Annotated in this window: 19 protein-coding genes; 7 read left to right on the top strand and 12 right to left on the bottom strand. The window is 59.5% G+C overall.

All coding sequences use genetic code 11. The features are described 5' to 3' along the window. Positions 1–61: 61 nt before the first annotated feature. Both citF and ACEN2R_RS07250 read right to left on the bottom strand, forming a co-directional pair. Positions 62–1,474: a citrate lyase subunit alpha gene (citF, locus tag ACEN2R_RS07245; protein WP_442040698.1), complete on the bottom strand. Its 1,413-nt coding sequence runs from the start codon at positions 1,472–1,474 to the stop codon at positions 62–64. 3 nt (positions 1,475–1,477) lie between these two features. Beyond that, complete coding sequence (locus ACEN2R_RS07250) at positions 1,478–1,936, bottom strand: Lrp/AsnC family transcriptional regulator (RefSeq protein ID WP_442040700.1); 459 nt, start codon at positions 1,934–1,936, stop codon at positions 1,478–1,480. 141 nt (positions 1,937–2,077) lie between these two features. Here ACEN2R_RS07250 and ald point away from each other — a divergent pair, with 141 nt between their 5' ends. After that, on the top strand, positions 2,078–3,196 hold the full coding sequence (gene ald / locus ACEN2R_RS07255; RefSeq protein WP_442040702.1) for an alanine dehydrogenase: 1,119 nt from the start codon (positions 2,078–2,080) through the stop codon (positions 3,194–3,196). A gap of 142 nt (positions 3,197–3,338) precedes the next feature. Here ald and mscL read toward each other — a convergent pair whose 3' ends face one another. From mscL to pyk, 8 genes are all read right to left on the bottom strand, one after another. Continuing rightward, entirely contained in the window at positions 3,339–3,722 is a 384-nt protein-coding gene (gene mscL, locus ACEN2R_RS07260) for a large-conductance mechanosensitive channel protein MscL (protein WP_442040704.1), read from the bottom strand. 254 nt (positions 3,723–3,976) lie between these two features. Beyond that, positions 3,977–4,795, bottom strand: a complete 819-nt coding sequence (locus ACEN2R_RS07265; protein ID WP_442040706.1) for a calcium-binding protein — start codon at positions 4,793–4,795, stop codon at positions 3,977–3,979. A 211-nt stretch (positions 4,796–5,006) separates the two neighbouring features. Next, positions 5,007–7,418 (bottom strand): phenylalanine--tRNA ligase subunit beta, encoded by a 2,412-nt coding sequence (gene pheT, locus ACEN2R_RS07270; RefSeq protein ID WP_442040708.1) that lies wholly within the window; start codon positions 7,416–7,418, stop codon positions 5,007–5,009. A gap of 67 nt (positions 7,419–7,485) precedes the next feature. After that, entirely contained in the window at positions 7,486–8,568 is a 1,083-nt protein-coding gene (pheS, locus tag ACEN2R_RS07275; RefSeq protein WP_442040710.1) for a phenylalanine--tRNA ligase subunit alpha, read from the bottom strand. Positions 8,569–8,703: 135 nt separating this feature from the next. Further along, positions 8,704–9,066 carry a 50S ribosomal protein L20 gene (gene rplT, locus ACEN2R_RS07280; protein WP_442040712.1) on the bottom strand — a complete coding sequence of 121 codons (363 nt, stop codon included), beginning with the start codon at positions 9,064–9,066 and terminating at the stop codon, positions 8,704–8,706. A gap of 14 nt (positions 9,067–9,080) precedes the next feature. Next, positions 9,081–9,281, bottom strand: a complete 201-nt coding sequence (gene rpmI / locus ACEN2R_RS07285; RefSeq protein WP_442040714.1) for a 50S ribosomal protein L35 — start codon at positions 9,279–9,281, stop codon at positions 9,081–9,083. Between the two features lie 117 nt (positions 9,282–9,398). Further along, positions 9,399–9,623: a hypothetical protein gene (locus tag ACEN2R_RS07290; RefSeq protein ID WP_442040716.1), complete on the bottom strand. Its 225-nt coding sequence runs from the start codon at positions 9,621–9,623 to the stop codon at positions 9,399–9,401. Positions 9,624–9,656: 33 nt separating this feature from the next. Continuing rightward, positions 9,657–11,102, bottom strand: coding sequence for a pyruvate kinase (pyk, locus tag ACEN2R_RS07295; RefSeq protein WP_442040717.1), 1,446 nt, complete (start codon positions 11,100–11,102; stop codon positions 9,657–9,659). Between the two features lie 110 nt (positions 11,103–11,212). Here pyk and ACEN2R_RS07300 point away from each other — a divergent pair, with 110 nt between their 5' ends. From ACEN2R_RS07300 to ACEN2R_RS07310, 3 genes are all read left to right on the top strand, one after another. Beyond that, entirely contained in the window at positions 11,213–11,953 is a 741-nt protein-coding gene (locus tag ACEN2R_RS07300; RefSeq protein ID WP_442040719.1) for an N-formylglutamate amidohydrolase, read from the top strand. A 17-nt stretch (positions 11,954–11,970) separates the two neighbouring features. After that, positions 11,971–12,270, top strand: coding sequence for a DUF1244 domain-containing protein (locus ACEN2R_RS07305; protein ID WP_442040721.1), 300 nt, complete (start codon positions 11,971–11,973; stop codon positions 12,268–12,270). A gap of 168 nt (positions 12,271–12,438) precedes the next feature. After that, complete coding sequence (locus tag ACEN2R_RS07310) at positions 12,439–13,911, top strand: calcium-binding protein (RefSeq protein ID WP_442040723.1); 1,473 nt, start codon at positions 12,439–12,441, stop codon at positions 13,909–13,911. Positions 13,912–13,970: 59 nt separating this feature from the next. Here the strand turns inward: ACEN2R_RS07310 and ACEN2R_RS07315 are convergent, their stop codons facing one another. Next, the gene (locus ACEN2R_RS07315; protein ID WP_442040725.1) at positions 13,971–14,825 is read right to left on the bottom strand and encodes a D-amino-acid transaminase; all 855 of its coding nucleotides are present in this window, start codon (positions 14,823–14,825) and stop codon (positions 13,971–13,973) included. A 90-nt stretch (positions 14,826–14,915) separates the two neighbouring features. Then, a complete protein-coding gene (locus tag ACEN2R_RS07320; protein ID WP_442040727.1) occupies positions 14,916–15,779 on the bottom strand; it encodes a sugar phosphate isomerase/epimerase family protein in 864 nt (287 codons plus the stop codon). A 146-nt stretch (positions 15,780–15,925) separates the two neighbouring features. Between ACEN2R_RS07320 and ACEN2R_RS07325 the strand changes: the two genes are divergently transcribed. The 3 genes from ACEN2R_RS07325 (at position 15,926) to ACEN2R_RS07335 (ending at position 18,607) form a co-directional block, all read left to right on the top strand. Then, positions 15,926–16,882, top strand: a complete 957-nt coding sequence (locus ACEN2R_RS07325; protein WP_442040729.1) for an L-malyl-CoA/beta-methylmalyl-CoA lyase — start codon at positions 15,926–15,928, stop codon at positions 16,880–16,882. Between the two features lie 175 nt (positions 16,883–17,057). Beyond that, positions 17,058–17,471: a DUF7282 domain-containing protein gene (locus ACEN2R_RS07330; protein ID WP_442040731.1), complete on the top strand. Its 414-nt coding sequence runs from the start codon at positions 17,058–17,060 to the stop codon at positions 17,469–17,471. Positions 17,472–17,644: 173 nt separating this feature from the next. Further along, positions 17,645–18,607, top strand: a complete 963-nt coding sequence (locus ACEN2R_RS07335; RefSeq protein ID WP_442040732.1) for an acetyl-CoA carboxylase carboxyltransferase subunit alpha — start codon at positions 17,645–17,647, stop codon at positions 18,605–18,607. Positions 18,608–18,613: the final 6 nt, after the last annotated feature.

Raw genomic sequence — 18,613 nt, forward strand, 5'->3', positions numbered from 1 at the left:
GTTTGTGATTTGGCGGGGCAACCCGCTCTTGATAACCCCCGTGGCATTGCCCGGGGGTTTGTCATTTCTGGATGCCCTTGATCGTGTCAATCACTGCCCCGTCGCGGTAGTGGCATATCGCAACCGTCCGGTCCGTGTGCTGCGGCCCTGACGCGGCAACGTCGACTTTCAGCGCCGCACGCCGCTCCAAGTCCTCGATTCCGACAACGGGTAGCCCTGCCGCGATCAACCGGTCTTGCAGGTCTTCGCGGGCCGGGTTCACCGCAATTCCGTCCTCTGTCACCACCACATCAATCGTATGCCCCGGCGTCGTGACGGTGGTGACCCTTTCCACAATTTTCGGGTGCAGCCGCGTGGCCAAAGGTGTTGTCACAATGGCCAGCTTGGCCCCCGCCGCCGTATCGCTATGCCCACCGGACCCGCCGATGATGCGTCCGTCGGTGGCGGTGGTGACGTTGACATTGAACCCGATGTCGACCTCTGCCGCACCAAGGATCATCACGTCCAGCATATCCACGACGGCCCCTTTGGTCGCCGGATTACCGTACATAGAGGCCGACATCGCCATATGCGCCGCATTCCTGCGGTAGGATTCGACGGCGCGAAGGTCAAAGCACTGCACATCCAGCAGCGCGCGGAACAACCCAGCCTCGAACATGTCCACGATGGCCCCGGTGATGCCACCTGCGGCAAAGCTGCCTGTGACGCCCCGTTCCACCATCATCCGTCGCACCGACTGCGCCACGGCAAGCGACGCGCCCCCGGCACCCGTCTGGAACGAGAACCCGTCGATCAGAAGCCCCGAGGCGGCAATGACCCGTGCCGCCTGATCCGCGATATGCAGGCTTTGCGGATCGGTCGTCGCACGGGTTGTGCCCGACACGATCAGCGCCGGATCGCCGATCGACGGCACGCAAACCACAAAATCCACGTCTGTCTGTGGAATGTCGATGGGCGTGTTCGGGTAGGGCACCAACGTATCGGTCACGGCGACCACGACCAATGCGTGGCGCGCATCGACCATCGGATAGCCCAATGCCCCGCAGGCGGATTTGCCGCCGACGCCGTTCAGGTTTCCACACGCATCCGCCGCAGGCGCCGCGATAAAAGCCACATCAATGACCGTCTCACCCGCCTCGATGGCCCGCGCACGCCCGCCGTGGGTTTGCAGGATCGCCGGGGTCGGCAACAGCCCCTTCACAACAGCATCCGCGACAGGGCCGCTCATGTAGGAGGTGGTGATCCCCGTCACCACACCATCCCGGATCAGCCCCACCAAGGGTTCATGCACCGGAAACAGCGAACTGGCCGCAATGTGGATATTCCGCAGGCCCAGGGCTGCGATTTCAACCATCACCGCCCGCAGCACATCGTCGCCGTTTCGCAGGTGGTGGTGGAACGAAACCGTTCCGCCATCGCGCAATCCGCTTGCCAGAATTGCCGCGCGAATATCGGGAAGCCGTTTGTCCCGCATCGGTTAAACCGGCAGCGCGGTTGTCTGCCGAACGGTTCGCAGGGCAAAGGACGACTGCATCTGCACGACACCGGGAAGACGCGCAAGATGGCGGCGGTGGATCTGCGCGAAGCCCTCTGTGTCCAGCGCGACGACCTTCAGCAGGTAATCGGCACTGCCCGCCATCAAATGGCACTCCAGCACATCGGGGATTTTGGCAACCTCGCGTTCAAACGCGTCCAGCACCTCCTCCGCCTGCCCTGACAGGGTAATTTCCACGAATACGGTCGTCTGGCGCCCTATCTTGCGCGGGTTCAAAAGCGCGACATAGTCAGTGATGAACCCTTCTGCCTCCAGCCGGCTGACCCGTCGATGGCACGCAGATGGCGACAGGTTCACTTTCTCGGACAGCTCGGCGTTGGACATTCTGCCAGTGACTTGCAGTGTCGAAAGGATACGACGGTCAATATTGTCCAATTCCATTATCTTGCACGATCCTTCGATCAACTAACGTTTTCTTCGATGATACTATGCAAATAATCACAATTAGTCACCCTTCTTTTCAAAGCACGTGCAGGCCAACAGGCGCACAGTCGGGGTAATAGACAACGACAGGAGACGGTTATGAAAATCGGTTGCCCAAAAGAAATCAAACCACAGGAATATCGCGTCGGCCTGACCCCGAATGCCGCACACGAGGCGATCCTGCACGGTCACAGCGTGGTCGTCGAGACGGGCGCGGGCGCGGGCGCAGGCTTTGCCGACGCCGACTATATCGCCGCAGGCGTCAGCATCATCGGCACCGCAGCGCAGGTCTTTGCCGAGGCCGATATGATCGTGAAGGTCAAAGAGCCACAACCGGCGGAACGCAAGATGCTGCGTAGGGGGCAAGTCCTGTTCACCTACCTTCACCTTGCCCCCGACCCCGCCCAGACCAAGGATCTACTGGCATCGGGCGCGACCTGTATCGCCTACGAGACCGTGACCGACCGTACCGGTGGCCTGCCCCTTCTGGCCCCCATGTCAGAGGTCGCAGGGCGGCTTGCCCCGCAAGTCGGCGCATGGACCCTGCAAAAGGCAAATGGCGGCCGCGGTGTCTTGCTCGGCGGTGTGCCCGGTGTCGGGCCGGCCCGCGTTCTGGTCATTGGCGGCGGCGTTGTGGGCACCCATGCGGCGCGGATCGCGGCGGGCATGGGCGCAGATGTGACCGTGCTTGACCGCTCGTTGCCGCGCCTGCGCTATCTTGACGATGTCTTTGGCGGTGTGTTCAAGAATTCTTACGCCAGCGCGGGAAATATCGCAGAGATGATCACCACCGCCGATATGGTCATCGGCGCGGTGCTTATCCCCGGTGCCGCCGCGCCAAAGCTGATCAGCCGCGCACAACTGTCCACGATGAAGCCGGGTGCGGCGCTGGTCGATGTTGCCATTGATCAGGGCGGGTGTTTCGAGACATCAAGGGCGACGACCCATCAGGACCCGATCTATGACGTGGACGGGATCATGCATTACTGCGTGGCGAACATGCCCGGCGCCGTTGCCCGCACCTCGACCATCGCGCTTGGCAATGCCACAATGCCGTTCATGCTGGCGCTGGCCGACAAGGGCTGGCGCAAGGCCTGCGAGGAAGACGCGCATCTTCTGGCAGGTCTGAATGTGCATGCAGGGCACCTGACCTATGCCGCCGTCGGCGAGGCGCTTGGCCTGCCAGTGATGACACCGGCAGATGCCCTGACACTATAATATCGGAAGGTCAAAAGGGGCGGCATTCAGTCGGGGCAAGGGATAACCGGGGCCGGAAAATGCTCTGCCGCCCTTGGCACACACAACATGAAAAAGGGCCCGCGTGGCCGCGGACCCTTTCACCAACCAAGAGCCAGATGCCTTACTTTTTGGCCAGCGCGTCGCGGATCTCTTTCAGCAGGTCGATCTCGGATGGGCCGGCCGGCGCTGCTGGCGCGGCTTTGACCGGTGGATTGATCTTGTTCATCGCCTTGACCAGCATGAACACAACAAACGCGATAATCACGAAATTGATGACAGCCATGATGAATTTCCCATAGGCGAAAACGGCGCCATCAGGTCCATCTCCCAGCTGAACGCCAAGACCGGAAAAATCAATGCCACCCATGAACAGGCTGATGATCGGGTTGATCAGATCTTCAACCAAAGATCCGACGATTGCAGTGAATGCGGCACCGATAATGATACCGACGGCAAGGTCCATGACGTTGCCCTTAGAGATGAAGTCTTTGAATTCTTTAATCATTGTTGTCCCCACGTTTTGCTATGGTCATGCATCTGTTATGGTTCTCGATGCACTTGCGCACAGCTTCTAGCATAGTCTAGCCATTCCAGATGCTCTTTTTTCAGGGGAATTTCCTTCGCAGGTTCCCCGCAGAACCAAGTATACATCCGGCGAAAAATGCCGCCGGATGTTTTTGCCAAACCTGCATAACCATTGCTTTGGCCGGCTATCAAACTCGGGTCAAAGGCAGCATCACCGCCGATAGACCGCCGGGATCAGCCGACAACGTCGAAGGTGAAGTAATGCTGGAAGAAATCATCAAGCGTGACATCCTCGAAGGTGACTGAATCGCCGGTTGCAAGGGTCAACAGCGTCGAGACCCCGTCAATGTCCCCCAGCGAATAACCGGACCCCGACAAGATGAACGATGCATCGTTCTGTCCCTCGATCAGGAACATGTCGATGCCCAATGCAAAATCGGTGATGACGCAATCGGATATCGCACTGTTCGTCGTCTGGACGAAGTCGAAGGTATCGGCACCTGCACCGCCGGTCAGGGTATGGTCCCCGCCTTTTTTCATGCGCACTTCGAAGGTATCGTTCCCTGTGCCACCATCGGCAAGGCTGGTCTGGTCGCCCGTCGAAATGTGGTCATTGCCAGAGCCGCCATAAAGCTCGTTGTTCCCCTTGTTGCCGTAGATCAGGTCATCCCCCGCACCGCCATGAAGGATATCGTTACCACGACCGCCCTGCAGTTTGTCATTTCCGGCATTTCCAAAAAGGTCATCGTTGCCGTCGCCGCCATAAATGCGGTCATTGTCGCCTTGACCCGTGATCACGTCATCCCCGCCACCACCAGACAAAATGTCAGACCCCGTGCCCCCTGAAATCGTATCCGCACCGCCGTTCGCGTAGACAATATCGTTGCCTGCACCGGCCTGAATCACATCGTCGCCTTCGCCAGTGATGATTGTGTCATTGCCTTCCTGCGCTTTGACGGTGAAGCTTGCCGCGACAGGTTCCCCGTCAACAATGATGACAGGTGTTATAATCTCGTTATCCAGCTCGTTTCCAATGATCGTAAAATCAGTCACAAAAGTACCCCCAGGTTATAAATAGTATAAAAAAGCCTGCCTGACCGGCAGCGGTCAGATAGACAATTCGGCTAACACAATAAAACCATATAGTCGCCGCATTTTTGCCTTATTCCAAATTGGAAACAGACTGTTGCGTCTTTTTGGTGTAAACAAAAAAGGCCCCGGACAAACCGGAGCCTTCTGATACAGGTCGAAAACGGGCGTGTGCTTAGCCGCGCAGGACGCCGCCGGTTGCCTTGCGGACCTTCTCGACGATTTTGGCGCTGACCTCTTCGATGTCTTTCTCGGTCAGGGTCTTGTCGGTCGGCTGAAGCCGCACGGAAATGGCCAACGACTTTTTACCGGCCCCCATCTGCGCCTCTGCCTTTTCGCCGGTGAATTCGTCAAACACGCGCACCGTCTCGATCAACACCTTGTCGGCGCCCGCCGCGGCGTTGACCACCGTCAGTGCCTCGACGCCCGTGTCCACGACAAAGGCATAGTCGCGCTCGACCGCCTGCAAGTCGCGAAGGACAAGTGCGGGGCGGGTGATGGTTTTGGACTTGGGCGCAGGCGGGTTGGCGACATAGATCGTAAAGGCAACCGCTGGCCCCTTCACGTCCATCTCTTTCAGCACCTTCGGATGCACCTCGCCGTAGACACACAGGATGTTCTTCGGCCCAAGGCTCATTCGCCCTGACCGACCGGGGTGCCACCACTCTGGCGCGTTCCGCTGGATCATCACCTTGGCAGGCGCACCGATCGCGGCAAGAACCGCCTCGGCATCTGCCTTGGCGTCGAACACATCCACCATCCGGCGCGATCCGAATGCGTCACGCGGTGCGGTGGCCCCAACCAAAAGGCCCGTCGCCTGCACGTGCTGCTCCTCTGGTTCGCCACCGTGGAACGCAGGGCCAACCTCGAACAAGGCCAGATCGGCAAAGCCACGCGCCTGATTTCGGGCGGCGGCCTGCAACAGACCGGGCAGCAGATCTGGGCGCATATGGCTCATCTCGGTGGAAATCGGGTTTTCCAGCCGCGTCGCATCAGTGCCGCCGCCGAACAGCGCCGCACTGGCCTGATCGATGAATGAATAGGTGACGCATTCGTTATAGCCGAGCGCCGCCATCGTCCGCCGCGCTATCGTCTCACGCTTTTGCATCGGGGTCAGAATGGCGGTTGGCACGCCGGTTGTAGCGCGCGCCAATGGCTTGCCCACCAGCTTGGTCAGCGACGCGATCCGCGCCACCTCCTCGACCAGATCGGCCTCTCCCAATACATCGGGACGCCAGCTTGGCGCCTGCGCCATGTCGCCGTCCAGAACAAAGCCAAGCGCCTGAAGCGTCGCGCGCTGGGTTTCGGGCGCGATCTCCATGCCGACCAGCGATTGCACGCGGTCGGTGTCCAGCCGGTAGGCGCGGGACACATCGGGCACGGCGCCCGCAACCACCACATCGGACGCCTCGCCACCGCACAGGTCAAGGATCATACGGGTGGCATGTTCCAGTCCTTCGGCGGTGAAGGCCGGGTCCACGCCACGTTCAAACCGATAGCGCGCATCAGAGTTGATCTTGAGCGCACGACCGGCATGGGCAATCGTGATCGGGTCCCAATAGGCGGATTCCACAAAGACATTCACAGTCTCGTCGGTGCATCCCGTCGCGGCACCGCCCATGATCCCCGCAATGCTTTCGGTGCCGTTGTCGTCGGAAATCACCATCATACCGACGCCAAGGGTGTAATCCTTGTCGTCAAGCGCGGTGATGACCTCGCCACCGGCGGCACGGTGCACCCGCAGGTCACCTTTCACCTTGTCGACATCGAAGACATGCAAGGGACGGTTGCGGTCATAAGTGAAGAAGTTGGTGATATCGACCAACGCCGAGATCGGGCGCAGACCGATGGCCTTCAGGCAGTTCTGCAACCACGCGGGGCTTGGCCCGTTCTTTACGCCCTTGATCACGCGCCCACAAAACACCGGGCAGCCATCGGCGGTATCCGCGTCGATGGTGACGTTGATCGGGCTGGCAAAGCTGCCCTTGACCGGCGCGACATCCCGCACCTTCATCGTGCCAAGACCCCGCGCCGCAAGGTCGCGGGCGATACCGCGCACACCAAGGGCATCGGGGCGGTTGGGGGTGATCGCGATCTCGATGACCGGATCGACGACGCTTGGGTCTTTGGCGGCAAGGTAATCAACAAAGCGCGTTCCGATGACGGCATCCTCGTCCAACTCGATGATGCCGTTATGCTCTTCCGACAGCTCCATCTCGCGCTCGGAGCACATCATGCCATAGCTTTCGATCCCGCGGATCTTGCCCACGGAAATCGTCGTGTCGATGCCCGGAACATAGGTGCCGGGGCTGGCCACGACGACCTTGATTCCGGCCCGCGCATTGGGCGCGCCGCAGATGATCTGGGTTGTCTCTGTGCCGGTATCCACCATGCAGACGTTCAGCTTGTCCGCATCGGGATGCTTTTCGGCGGTTTTGACATAGCCGATGGTAAAAGCCCCCAGTCGCTCGCCGGGATTCTCGACGCCTTCGACCTCCAGACCCAGATCGGTCAGGGCATAGGTGATCTCGTGCAGCGAGGCAGTCGTTTCAAGGTGATCTTTCAACCACGAGAGGGTGAATTTCATTGTGTTAGCCCTTTCTCAAGGCTCGAATGCATAGCGGTCTTGGACATGGTGCGGTCTGTGCCCGGCTTCACCGGCTCAGGCCCCCGTGCAGGTTCGGCTGATCCAGACTTGCAAAACCGTAGTTCCGCAACCAGCGGAGGTCGGAATCAAAGAACGCCCGCAGGTCGGGGATGCCGTATTTCAGCATGGCAATGCGGTCGATCCCCATACCAAAGGCAAAGCCCTGATATTTGTTCGGGTCGATCCCGCCCGCCTGTAAAACCTTCGGGTGAACCATGCCTGATCCCAGAATCTCCAGCCAATCGTCGCCCTCGCCCACTTTCAACTGACCACCCGCCCAGGAACAGCGGATATCCACCTCTGCCGATGGCTCGGTGAAGGGGAAGTGCGAGGCGCGAAAGCGCAGTTCGACATTGTCGACCTCGAAATAGGCGCGCACGAATTCCTCCAGCACCCATTTCAGGTTGGCCATGCTGATGTCGGTATCAATCGCCAGACCTTCGACCTGATGGAACATCGGCGTGTGGGTCTGGTCATAGTCCGCGCGGTAGACACGACCGGGGCAGATCACGCGAATCGGCGCGCCCTGCTTCAGCATCGACCGGATTTGTACGGGGCTGGTGTGGGTGCGCAGCACATGCGGCGGGCGCTCGTCGCCCTCAGCGCGGTGCATATAGAACGTGTCCATCTCGCCACGCGCGGGATGGTGGCCGGGGATGTTCAGCGCATCGAAGTTGTGCCAGTCGGATTCGATCTGCGGCCCTTCGGCCACGGCAAAACCCATGTCGGCGAAAATCGCCGTGACCTCTTCGGTGACCTGCGAGATCGGGTGGATTGTGCCGTTGGGCCGCGGGCGACCGGGCAGGGTCACATCCAGCCATTCGGTCCGCAAACGCTCGTTCAACGCGGCGTCGGACAGCGCGGCCTTTTTGCCGGCAAGGGCAGAGTTGATCTCGTCCTTCAGCGCGTTCAGCACGGGGCCGACCGCCTGACGTTCTTCGGGGCTCATTTGACCCAGTTCACGCATTTTCAGCGCGATCTCGCCCTTTTTGCCGACCGCTTGCAGGCGGATGTCTTCCAGTGCGGCCTCGTCCGAGGCGGCAGCGACACCCGCGATGTATTTGGCGCGTAGCGCGTCGAGTCCGTCCATTGGCCAAAGCCTCCTGCAATCGGGTTTGGCAACCTGCTACCACAGGGGCAATAGGATGCAAGACGCCGTAAATGACAAAAGCCGCGAGACCCATGACAGGCTCGCGGCTTAACGTTCAAACCCTGTTCGGGTGTCTTACGCGAGTGCTGCTTTCGCCTGTGCAACAATCGCACCAAAAGCATCAGGCTCGTGCACGGCCAGATCGGCCAGAACCTTGCGGTCTACTTCGATGCCGGCCAGCGACAGGCCGTTGATGAAACGCGAGTATGTGAACGTTTCGTCGATTGCACGAACACCGGCGTTGATCCGCTGGATCCACAAAGCGCGGAAGTTTCTTTTACGAACTTTCCGGTCGCGGGTTGCATATTGGTTGGCCTTGTCGACCGCCTGCGTTGCAGTACGGAAGTTGCGGCTGCGCGAGCCATAGTAGCCTTTTGCGGCGTCTATGACTTTCTTGTGACGGGCGTGGGTGACGGTTCCACCTTTAACACGGGACATACTTTAATTCCTTCTCAGCGAGCGTATGGCATGTAGGACTTCACGATTTTCGCATCCTGAGGCGAAAGGATCGTGGTGCCACGTGCAGAGCGGATAAACTTAGTCGACCGTTTGATCATGCCGTGACGCTTGCCAGCCTGGCCTGCAACCACGAGACCGCTAGCAGTCACCTTGAAGCGCTTTTTGGCGCCCGATTTTGTCTTCATCTTAGGCATTTCCGTCTCCTCTTGTGGGTCGGTTAACGCGCGACTCGGCATGCCACTTAAGCCGGTCGAACGGATAGAGTGCTGGCGTATAAATCGGCTCCCCCCCCGTTGCAAGGGGGAAAGCACCTAGCGGATGAAGCGCCCGATCACATGGACAAACGCGCTTGGCACATCGGATATCCGATAGCCGCTTGGCTTTAGGCTGACACCGTAGGCGATCATGCCCCCCGCGATCACAACCATGATGGCCGCGACCCGTGGCGCACGACCTTCGGAATAGGCCCCGACAATAGAGGGTATCGCAAACCCTGCGATCACAATCCCGACCACAAGATAAAGATCACTGTCCAAAACAATTTCTCCCGTAGGGGTCTGATCCGGGCATTATTCCGGATCAGAGCGGGAAATCAACCTTTCATCACAGGGTGCTACGCGCAGGATGTTCGTTGTGCCGGGCACGTTGAACGGCACACCTGCCGTCACAACGATCTGATCGGTGACCGTTGCAAAGCCGTAGTCGCGGGCGGTTTTTGCTGCGTTCAACACGGCGGTCTTGAAACGGTCCACCTCGCCGGTGACTACGCAATGCAGGCCCCAGGTCAGGCTCATCCGTCGTGCGGTGCCGACCAGGGACGTCATGGCGATAATCGACACACGCGGGCGTTCGCGGGCAACCAGCGCCGCAGTCGTCCCGGACTGGGTAAAGCAGCAGATCGCCTTGATGTCTGTGGCTTCCGCGATCTCGCGGGCGGCGGCAACGATGCCGTCAGCCACGGTTTCACGCTTTACCGTGCGGCTGGCCTCGATCACCTCCAGGTAGGTCGGGTCGCTTTCGACCTCGATCGCGACATTGTTCATCGTGGTCACGGCCTCGATCGGATAGCTGCCTGCGGCGGATTCGGCCGACAGCATGACTGCGTCGGCACCTTCGTAGATCGCGGTGGCAACATCCGACACTTCGGCACGGGTCGGCACGGGCGAGTCGATCATGCTTTCCAGCATCTGGGTCGCCACGATCACCGGCTTGGCCGCGGCCCGCGCGGCCCGCACCAGACGCTTCTGGATCGGCGGAACGTTCTGCACCGGAAGCTCGACCCCAAGATCGCCACGGGCAACCATGATCCCGTCAGACGCCTTGAGGATTTCGGCATAGGCCTTGACCGCAGCGGGCTTTTCGATCTTCGACAGGATCGCGGCGCGGCCCTTGGCCAGCTCGCGCGCTTCCCAGACATCCTCGGGACGCTGGACGAACGACAGGGCAAGCCAATCGACGCCCAATTCGCACACAAATTCCAGATCTTTGCGGTCTTTTTCGGACAGCGCCGCAAGGGGCAGCAACACATCCGGAACGTTCACGCCCTTGCGGTTAGAGATCGTGCCGCCGACGACGACAACGCAATTGGCGTAATCCTTGCCACACTCTTCGACGGTCAGGCGGATCTTGCCGTCATTGACCAGCAAAGACGACCCGACCTCCAGCGCCTCGAAAATCTCGCGGTGCGGCAGGCGCACGCGGCTCACGTCGCCCGCAGCCTCGTCCAGATCAAGCCGGAACTTGGCACCTGGCACCAGTTCCTCCTCGCCGTTGGCAAAGGTGCCCACACGCAGTTTTGGCCCCTGAAGGTCGGCCAGAATCGCGATCGGACGGTTCAGATCGGATTCGACCTTGCGGATGATCTCGTGCCGTTTGCGGATTTCGTCGTGGTCGCCATGGCTCATGTTCAGGCGGAACACATCGGCGCCCGCCTCGAACAAAGCGCGAATGGTTGCATAATCATTCGATGCTGGGCCCAATGTGGCCACGATTTTCACTTTGCGTAGGCGTCTCATCCGGCATCCATCCTTTGCGTTACCGCTAACATATCTGTCAGGCGTCTTATTACCTAATTTCATTCATTCGACAACTGGTCTAAATCTACTGTGCAAAAGAAGACAGGCCTATGACATATAAACCGTTCGAAATTTTAGGGGCCGACAGGCCATCGCGCTGGCTGGTGACCTGCGATCATGCCGCGAACACCGTTCCGGATGAAATCGGGGGCGGTTGCCTTGGGTTGCCGCAGGTCGATATGGACCGGCATATCGCCTATGACGTCGGCGCCGCGAATGTCACGCGCGCGCTGGCCGACCGGCTGAACGCGCGCGCCATCCTGTCGAACTTTTCGCGTCTGGTGATCGACCCGAACCGGGGCGAAGACGACCCGACCCTGTTGATGAAGTTATATGACGGCACGATCATTCCGGCCAATCGCGACGCTTGCCCACAGGAGGTGGACCGGCGGCTGACCGCCTATCACCGCCCCTATCACGACGCCTTGACCGATCTTGCCGCCGCGCGGGACGATACGGTGATTTTGTCGATCCACAGCTTTACACCGCAGCTACGGGGGCGCGCCCGGCGTCCCTGGCAAATCGGCATCCTTTACGCCGAAGACACGCGCCTGGCACATCCGCTGATCGAACGGCTGACCAAAGAGCCCGACCTGTGCGTGGGAGACAATGAACCCTATTCGGGTCATCTTCCCGGCGATGCGCTGGACCGCCACGCGGTGCAGACCGGCCGACCACATGTTCTGATCGAATTACGCAACGACCTGATTGCCGGGACAGAGGGCCAATTGCATTGGGCCAACCGCCTTGCGCCGATCCTTGACGATGTTCTGACCGCATCCCGGTTCTGATAAAACAGGAGAGTAAAATGGACACCCAGACCCAGCTAGAGCTTGAAGCCGCCGCATTCCGCCGTTTGCGCGACCATCTGGCAAAACGGACCGATGTGCAGAACATCGACATGATGAACCTTACGGGGTTTTGCCGGAACTGCCTGTCGCGCTGGTATCAGGAGGCCGCGAACGAGCGCGGAATCCCGATGACCAAAGAGGAGGGCCGCGCGGCGTTCTACGGCATGCCTTATGACGAATGGCGCGCGCTCCATCAGACCGAAACCACCGATGCGGAAAAGGCGAAATTCAAGGTCACGTCTAAGCAGCACGAATAGGGCGTCTCGAAATTACCGATAATGCGCCAATTTTCGATGGATTAAACCCCGTTTGCGCGCGAATACAGGGCCTGACGTGACTGGCTGCATGCCTTTCGATTGACACATTCTGCGAAATTAAGGAAATGTCAGGACTATATTTGTTCCTGACATTTCCGGGGTATTACCGTGTTCAGCTTGTTCCTTCTTCCGATTCTTGCCCTGGGCATTGGCCTAGTCTTTAGCGGCAACGACAGCGGCGAAACGCATGACGATGCGCCCGAACCCGATGTGGACGTGACGGTCGCCGACGACGATCCGAACATCATCGACGCAGGCGACGGCAATGACCGTGTATTTACGAACGAGGGCGATGACAGCGTCATGGGCGGGGCGGGCGATGATGCGCTTTTCCTTGGCGACGGCGAGGATACCACCATCAGCCCCGAGGATATTACCGATCTGGCATTCGGCCTGTATTCTCCGGTCGAAGGGATGTTCTCGGCGCTGGATTTTTCGGGCGACGAAGGAAATGATCAGATCTATGGCGGCGATGGCGCCGATCTTTTGATCGACCTCGAAGGATCGAACACGATTTTTGGCGGCCTTGGCCATGATGCCATCGTCGCGTTCGACAACGGGCTGAATGATGACCCCGACCAACTCTTCGGTGGCTTTGGCGACGACTATGTACTTGGCGATCGGGGCGACAGCCTGACCGGCGGCGCGGGCGAGTTTGACACGTTCGGTGTCTATGTGGATGCCCTGGATGCGACATTTGTGACCATCGAGGACTTTCAGCAAGACGAATACATTGCAATTATTTCCGAAACCGCGACGGTGAACAGCGTCCTTGCCACCACGCAACCGGCAGACGGCACAGGCGTGTTCATCACAGTAGACGATCAGCCGGTTGCCTTCGTCAAAGGCATAGATGCGCTTTCCCCCTTCAGTTACGGGTTAACCCCGCTGTCCACCGCACCGCAGACAGTGATCGGCACCTCCGCCGATGACCTGCTGACAGGCGGCGCGGGCGATGATCTGATCTACGCCGGAGCAGGTGATGACTTTGCATATGGCGGAGCGGGCGATGACAGGATCTTTCTGGGGGATGGCAATGACATCTCTTATGGAGAGGACAGGCCCGGCCAACCCGGCACCGATTATGTTGATGGCGGCAATGGCGATGACCTGCTGTGGGGCAGCGGTGACAACGACGAGTTGCACGGCAACCTTGGCAACGACATGCTGGTTGGCGGCGCGGGCAATGCCAGACTTTTCGGCGGGTTCGGAAACGACGTTTTGATCGCCCGTGACCCTATAGGTCAGAACCCCGATATTCTGGACGGCGGGGCGGGGAACGACGCGTTGATTGGCGACAACGGTGACCTGATGACGGGTGGTGACGGCAATGACAGCTTCATCAACGACCTGTCCTACGAAGCGAGTTCCTCGCCGATCATCGTCACAGATTTCTCTCCGGCCGAGGACACGCTGCTTCTCAATTTCAAAACGGGCACACCAGACCCCGGCTTTTCGCTGGCCTTATCCGGCGACGGCACCGCGACCGAGGTCCGTTCGGCCGGAACTGTCAGCGCAATCCTTCAGGGAATAACGCCGGACCAACTGGGCGCGGACAACGTCCGCATCACCTTTGGCTGACAAAAGAAAAACGGCGACGCCCGCGCATCGCCGTTCAGCAGTTCGGTGGGCTTGATCCGTCAGATCGCCGACTTGCGGCTTTCGTCCAGATAGATCTCGCGCAGACGAAGGGCGACAGGGCCGGGTTTGCCTTCGCCGACCGCGACGCCGTCGATGGACACAACCGGCATCACAAAGGTCGAGGCAGAGGTGATAAACGCCTCTGCGGCATCCTTGGCCTCGTCCATGGTGAACGCACGCTCTTCCACTTCCATCTGGGCCTCACGCGCGAACCGCAGCACGGCGGTCCGGGTGATCCCGTGCAGGATCTCGTTGCCCAGATGGCGGGTGATGATCTTGCCGGATTTCGTCACGATATAGGCGTTGTTCGATGTGCCCTCTGTCACCAAGCCGTCCTCGACCATCCAAGCGTCATCGGCACCGGCGGCTTTTGCCATCATCTTGCCCATCGACGGATACAAAAGCTGAACCGTCTTGATGTCGCGGCGGCCCCAGCGCTGGTCCTCGATGCTGATGACCTTCATCCCGGTCTTAACCATCGGGCTGTCGATCAGGGTCTTGGACTGGGTGAACAGGACAAGCGTCGGCTGGACGTCTTTGGGATAGGCAAAGTCCCGATCTGCGGCACCACGGGTGACCTGCAGGTAAATCATGCCCTCGGTCAGATCGTTCAGGCGCACCAGCTCGCGGTGGATGTCCAGCAGGTCGTCCATCGTGACGGGGCTTTTCATCTCTAACTCGTCCAGCGACCGTTGCAACCGCGTCGCGTGGCCTGCAAAATCCAGCAGCCTACCGTCCAGAACGCTTGTCACCTCGTAGACACCGTCGGCAAACAGAAAGCCGCGATCAAAGACCGAAACCTTGGCATCTTCTTCGGGCACATAGCTGCCATTGACGTAAACTGTGCGGCTCATTCTCTTCTCCTGTTGCCAAACTGGTGCTGCGGTCTTCGGACAATCGCGGCGTTCCGTCAAGCGCCGACAGCAGGCGATGCGCCCCGCAGGCTACAATGCGACGTGCTGCACTGGGGTATCCCCGCCCATCTCGTCCCACAGGGTCTCGATCCAGCCCTTGATCACCTGCGCCTCGTCCCACCGGTTCGACATCTCGCGCCCGTCGGGGCCGGTCATCGCGTATTCGGGTGGGCCAAGCTCGCACACAAAGACGCAATCGCCCGTCGCATTGCGGTCGCGCCATCCCTCCAGCCCTTCCCGCCACCAGCCTTTGAACAGCTCCACCCATTTCCGGTGTTGCGGAAAATCCAGTTGCAACTGGATCTGCTGGCGGCTGGCCACCCGCCCCTGAAAGCTGTCAGAGCGCTCGAGTATCCGCGACATCAGCCCAAGGTCGCGGTCCGACAAGGGATGCCAGAACTCTCGGTCGACAACGTAATGCGACAGGTCGGCGCTGAGCCGCATGTCGGGGATCCGCTCCAGCAGTTGCAGCGTTGTGTAAAGGTCGTTGGTGATGCAGTTGCGATGCGTTTCGAACTGGATCGGCACGCCGACCTCCTGCGACATCTCCAGCCAGCGGCGGATCACCGGCTCCATCTCGTCCAGAGTGATCGGCATCACCTGTCCGATCACATCGACAAAGGGCGCGCCAAAGTCTTTGGCCAGCTCAAGGGTGTCGCGGAACCCCTCGACCGATTTCGGAAATGCCACGATCAGCGGCGTTAGCCCGTAGGCCTCCAGATAGGGGCGCACCTTATGCGCCGCATCGACATCGGCGGCCCCCAGATCAATCGCCAGCCCGTCGAAACCGGCCTCTGCCACCATCTCGCACACTCTCGCATAGGAAAGCAGTTCACCGGTCTGGTCGTGTGGCTGCATCGCCCAAAGCGAGGTATAGGTTTTCAATCGGCGCATGACGGGTCTCCTTTCGGAAAAGCCTAGCCACTGCTGCGTTGCGGCGCAATTATGCTGCAAACGCAAATCATCCCTTGAAGTTGGTTGCGCAATATTCTACCGAAAGACCAAGCAAAAACGAAATATCGTTACCGAAAGGCCTTGATATGAGCTTCCGCATCCAGCCAACCGCCCCGGCCCGTCCGAACCGTTGCCAGCTTTTCGGCCCCGGCTCTCGTCCTGCGATCTTTGAAAAGATGGCAGGCAGCGCGGCGGATGTGATCAACCTTGATCTGGAAGACTCTGTTGCGCCATCCGACAAGGACAGCGCCCGCGCCAATGTCATCAAGGCGACGCACGAGATCGACTGGGGCAACAAATACCTGTCGGTGCGGATCAACGGCCTTGATACGCCCTACTGGTATCGCGATGTTGTGGACCTGCTGGAACAGGCCAGCGACCGGCTTGACCAGATCATGATCCCCAAGGTGGGCTGCGCTGCCGACGTCTATGCGGTTGACGCGCTGGTCACCGCGATCGAGCGTGCCCATGGCCGCGCCAAGCCGATCACCTTCGAGGTGATCATCGAATCTGCCGCCGGTATCGCCCATGTCGAGGAGATCGCGGCCTCCAGCCCGCGCCTGCAAGCGATGAGCCTTGGCGCTGCCGATTTCGCGGCGTCGATGGGAATGCAGACCACCGGCATCGGCGGCACGCAGGAAAATTATTACATGATGCAAGACGGCGCTAAATACTGGTCCGATCCGTGGCATTGGGCGCAAACTGCGATTGTTGCCGCCTGCCGCACCCACGGGGTTCTGCCCGTCGATGGCCCATTCGGAGATTTCAGCGACGACGAAGGGTTCCGCGCGCAGGCGCGTCGCTCTGCCACGCTGGGTATGGTCGGAAAATGGGCGATCCACCCCAAACAGATCGTCCTGTCGAATGAGGTTTTTACCCCGTCGGACGCCCAAGTGCTGGAGGCCCGCGAAATTCTGGCCGCGATGGAAACCGCAAAGGCCAACGGCGAGGGGGCGACCGTCTATAAGGGCCGTCTGGTTGATATCGCATCTATCAAACAGGCCGAAGGGATCGTCCGGCAATTCGAGATGATGCAAGGGTAAGGCCCACCAGAGCCAGCGAAACATCCCGTTTGCGCGACGCAAGACTGATCGCGCAGACCACCGCCCGAAAAGAAATCCAAAAAAAATCGCATCGGCGTGAAACTTATGTATCGCGGCATCCGTATGTTCCTGTGATGCCTCAAAAACGGGGCACAGATACATAAGGGAGCATTCAATGCGCAAATTCATTCTATCCGCTGGCCTCACTCTGATGGCAACCTCCGCATTCGCGGCAGGTCACGGGATGTCACCCGCCGTAGAGGCAATGGACCAATCCGCAGAAAACGGCATTGTCAGCGCCGATAAAATCGTCGCAGCCGAGAATGGCTGGATGGTCGTTCATCGCACCGACGCCGCAATGAAACCCGGCCCGGTTCTTGGCTATGCCCCGCTGCGCATGGGTGAAAACATGGACGTTGCGGCGATCCTGACAGACGACGTGAAAGCCGGCGACATGCTGATGCTGATGATCCATTCCGAGGCCGGCGGCACGCAAAAAGGTGTGTTCGAATACACATTGGGTGCCAAGGAAGACGGCCCGATCCGTATCGACGACAAACTGGTCATGGCGATGATCACGGTCAAGTAAAGTCAGTCGCACAGACTTATTGCGTTCATAACGAGTGTATGGCGCCCATGCCGGATTTCCGGTGTGGGCGCGGTTTATTACACGGCTTCGTTTGGCTGATCGGTGCCGCTTCTGATTGCAAATCCATGCGTCCCGTTTCATATACAAGGAATTGAACCCGCTTGGAGTGGAACATGACCAACTATCTTGAGTTCGAAAAACCGCTGGCCGAAATCGAAGGCAAAGCCGAAGAGCTGCGGGCGCTCGCGCGCAAGAACCAAGAGATGGACGTCGAGAAAGCGGCAGCAGCGCTGGACAAAAAGGCCGGCGACATGCTGCGCGATATCTACAAAGACCTGTCGCCTTGGCGCAAATGTCAGGTGGCCCGCCACCCGGACCGCCCCCATTGCAAAGACTACATCGAGGCGCTGTTCACAGAATATACGCCCCTTGCGGGGGACCGGAACTTTGCCGACGATCACGCGATCATGGGGGGTCTTGCCCGTCTGAACGGTCAGCCCGTCATGGTGATCGGCCACGAAAAAGGCAACGATACAAAGACACGGATCGAGCGTAATTTCGGCATGGCCCGCCCCGAAGGCTATCGCAAGGCGATCCGCCTGATGGATCTGGCCCACCGGTTCGGCATTCCTGTCGTGACACTTGTCGACACCCCCGGCGCCTACCCCGGAAAGGGTGCAGAGGAACGTGGCCAGTCAGAGGCGATTGCCCGCGCAACCGAGAAGTGCCTGCAAATCGGCGTGCCTTTGGTTGCCGTGATCATCGGCGAAGGCGGATCAGGTGGCGCGGTTGCGTTTGCCACCGCCAACCGCATCGCAATGCTGGAACATTCGGTCTATTCGGTCATTTCGCCAGAGGGCTGCGCGTCGATCCTGTGGAAAGACGCCGAGAAGATGCGCGAAGCGGCCGAAGCGCTGCGATTGACCGCACAGGATCTGACCAAACTGGGCGTGATCGACAAGATCATCCCGGAACCTGTCGGCGGCGCACAGCGGCACCGAAAAGAGACGATCACAGCGGTTGGCAAGGCAATCGAGGCCATGTTGAAAGACCTGTCGGGCAAGAAACCCGATGCGCTGATCAAAGATCGCCGTCAAAAGTTCCTGGATATGGGCACGAAAGTGCTGGCTGCGTAACGCAAT

The sequence above is a fragment of the Pseudogemmobacter sp. W21_MBD1_M6 genome (assembly GCF_052119585.1).
GTDB lineage: Bacteria > Pseudomonadota > Alphaproteobacteria > Rhodobacterales > Rhodobacteraceae > JBGQOJ01.

What these genes read in the sequence shown, in the direction of transcription:
- citF (WP_442040698.1), bottom strand. Translation starts at nt 1,474, where the DNA reads ATGCGGGACAAACGGCTTCCCGATATTCGCGCGGCAATTCTGGCAAGC.
- ACEN2R_RS07250 (WP_442040700.1), bottom strand. Translation starts at nt 1,936, where the DNA reads ATGGAATTGGACAATATTGACCGTCGTATCCTTTCGACACTGCAAGTC.
- ald (WP_442040702.1), top strand. Translation starts at nt 2,078, where the DNA reads ATGAAAATCGGTTGCCCAAAAGAAATCAAACCACAGGAATATCGCGTC.
- mscL (WP_442040704.1), bottom strand. Translation starts at nt 3,722, where the DNA reads ATGATTAAAGAATTCAAAGACTTCATCTCTAAGGGCAACGTCATGGAC.
- pheT (WP_442040708.1), bottom strand. Translation starts at nt 7,418, where the DNA reads ATGAAATTCACCCTCTCGTGGTTGAAAGATCACCTTGAAACGACTGCC.
- pheS (WP_442040710.1), bottom strand. Translation starts at nt 8,568, where the DNA reads ATGGACGGACTCGACGCGCTACGCGCCAAATACATCGCGGGTGTCGCT.
- rplT (WP_442040712.1), bottom strand. Translation starts at nt 9,066, where the DNA reads ATGTCCCGTGTTAAAGGTGGAACCGTCACCCACGCCCGTCACAAGAAA.
- rpmI (WP_442040714.1), bottom strand. Translation starts at nt 9,281, where the DNA reads ATGCCTAAGATGAAGACAAAATCGGGCGCCAAAAAGCGCTTCAAGGTG.
- pyk (WP_442040717.1), bottom strand. Translation starts at nt 11,102, where the DNA reads ATGAGACGCCTACGCAAAGTGAAAATCGTGGCCACATTGGGCCCAGCA.
- ACEN2R_RS07300 (WP_442040719.1), top strand. Translation starts at nt 11,213, where the DNA reads ATGACATATAAACCGTTCGAAATTTTAGGGGCCGACAGGCCATCGCGC.
- ACEN2R_RS07305 (WP_442040721.1), top strand. Translation starts at nt 11,971, where the DNA reads ATGGACACCCAGACCCAGCTAGAGCTTGAAGCCGCCGCATTCCGCCGT.
- ACEN2R_RS07315 (WP_442040725.1), bottom strand. Translation starts at nt 14,825, where the DNA reads ATGAGCCGCACAGTTTACGTCAATGGCAGCTATGTGCCCGAAGAAGAT.
- ACEN2R_RS07320 (WP_442040727.1), bottom strand. Translation starts at nt 15,779, where the DNA reads ATGCGCCGATTGAAAACCTATACCTCGCTTTGGGCGATGCAGCCACAC.
- ACEN2R_RS07325 (WP_442040729.1), top strand. Translation starts at nt 15,926, where the DNA reads ATGAGCTTCCGCATCCAGCCAACCGCCCCGGCCCGTCCGAACCGTTGC.
- ACEN2R_RS07330 (WP_442040731.1), top strand. Translation starts at nt 17,058, where the DNA reads ATGCGCAAATTCATTCTATCCGCTGGCCTCACTCTGATGGCAACCTCC.
- ACEN2R_RS07335 (WP_442040732.1), top strand. Translation starts at nt 17,645, where the DNA reads ATGACCAACTATCTTGAGTTCGAAAAACCGCTGGCCGAAATCGAAGGC.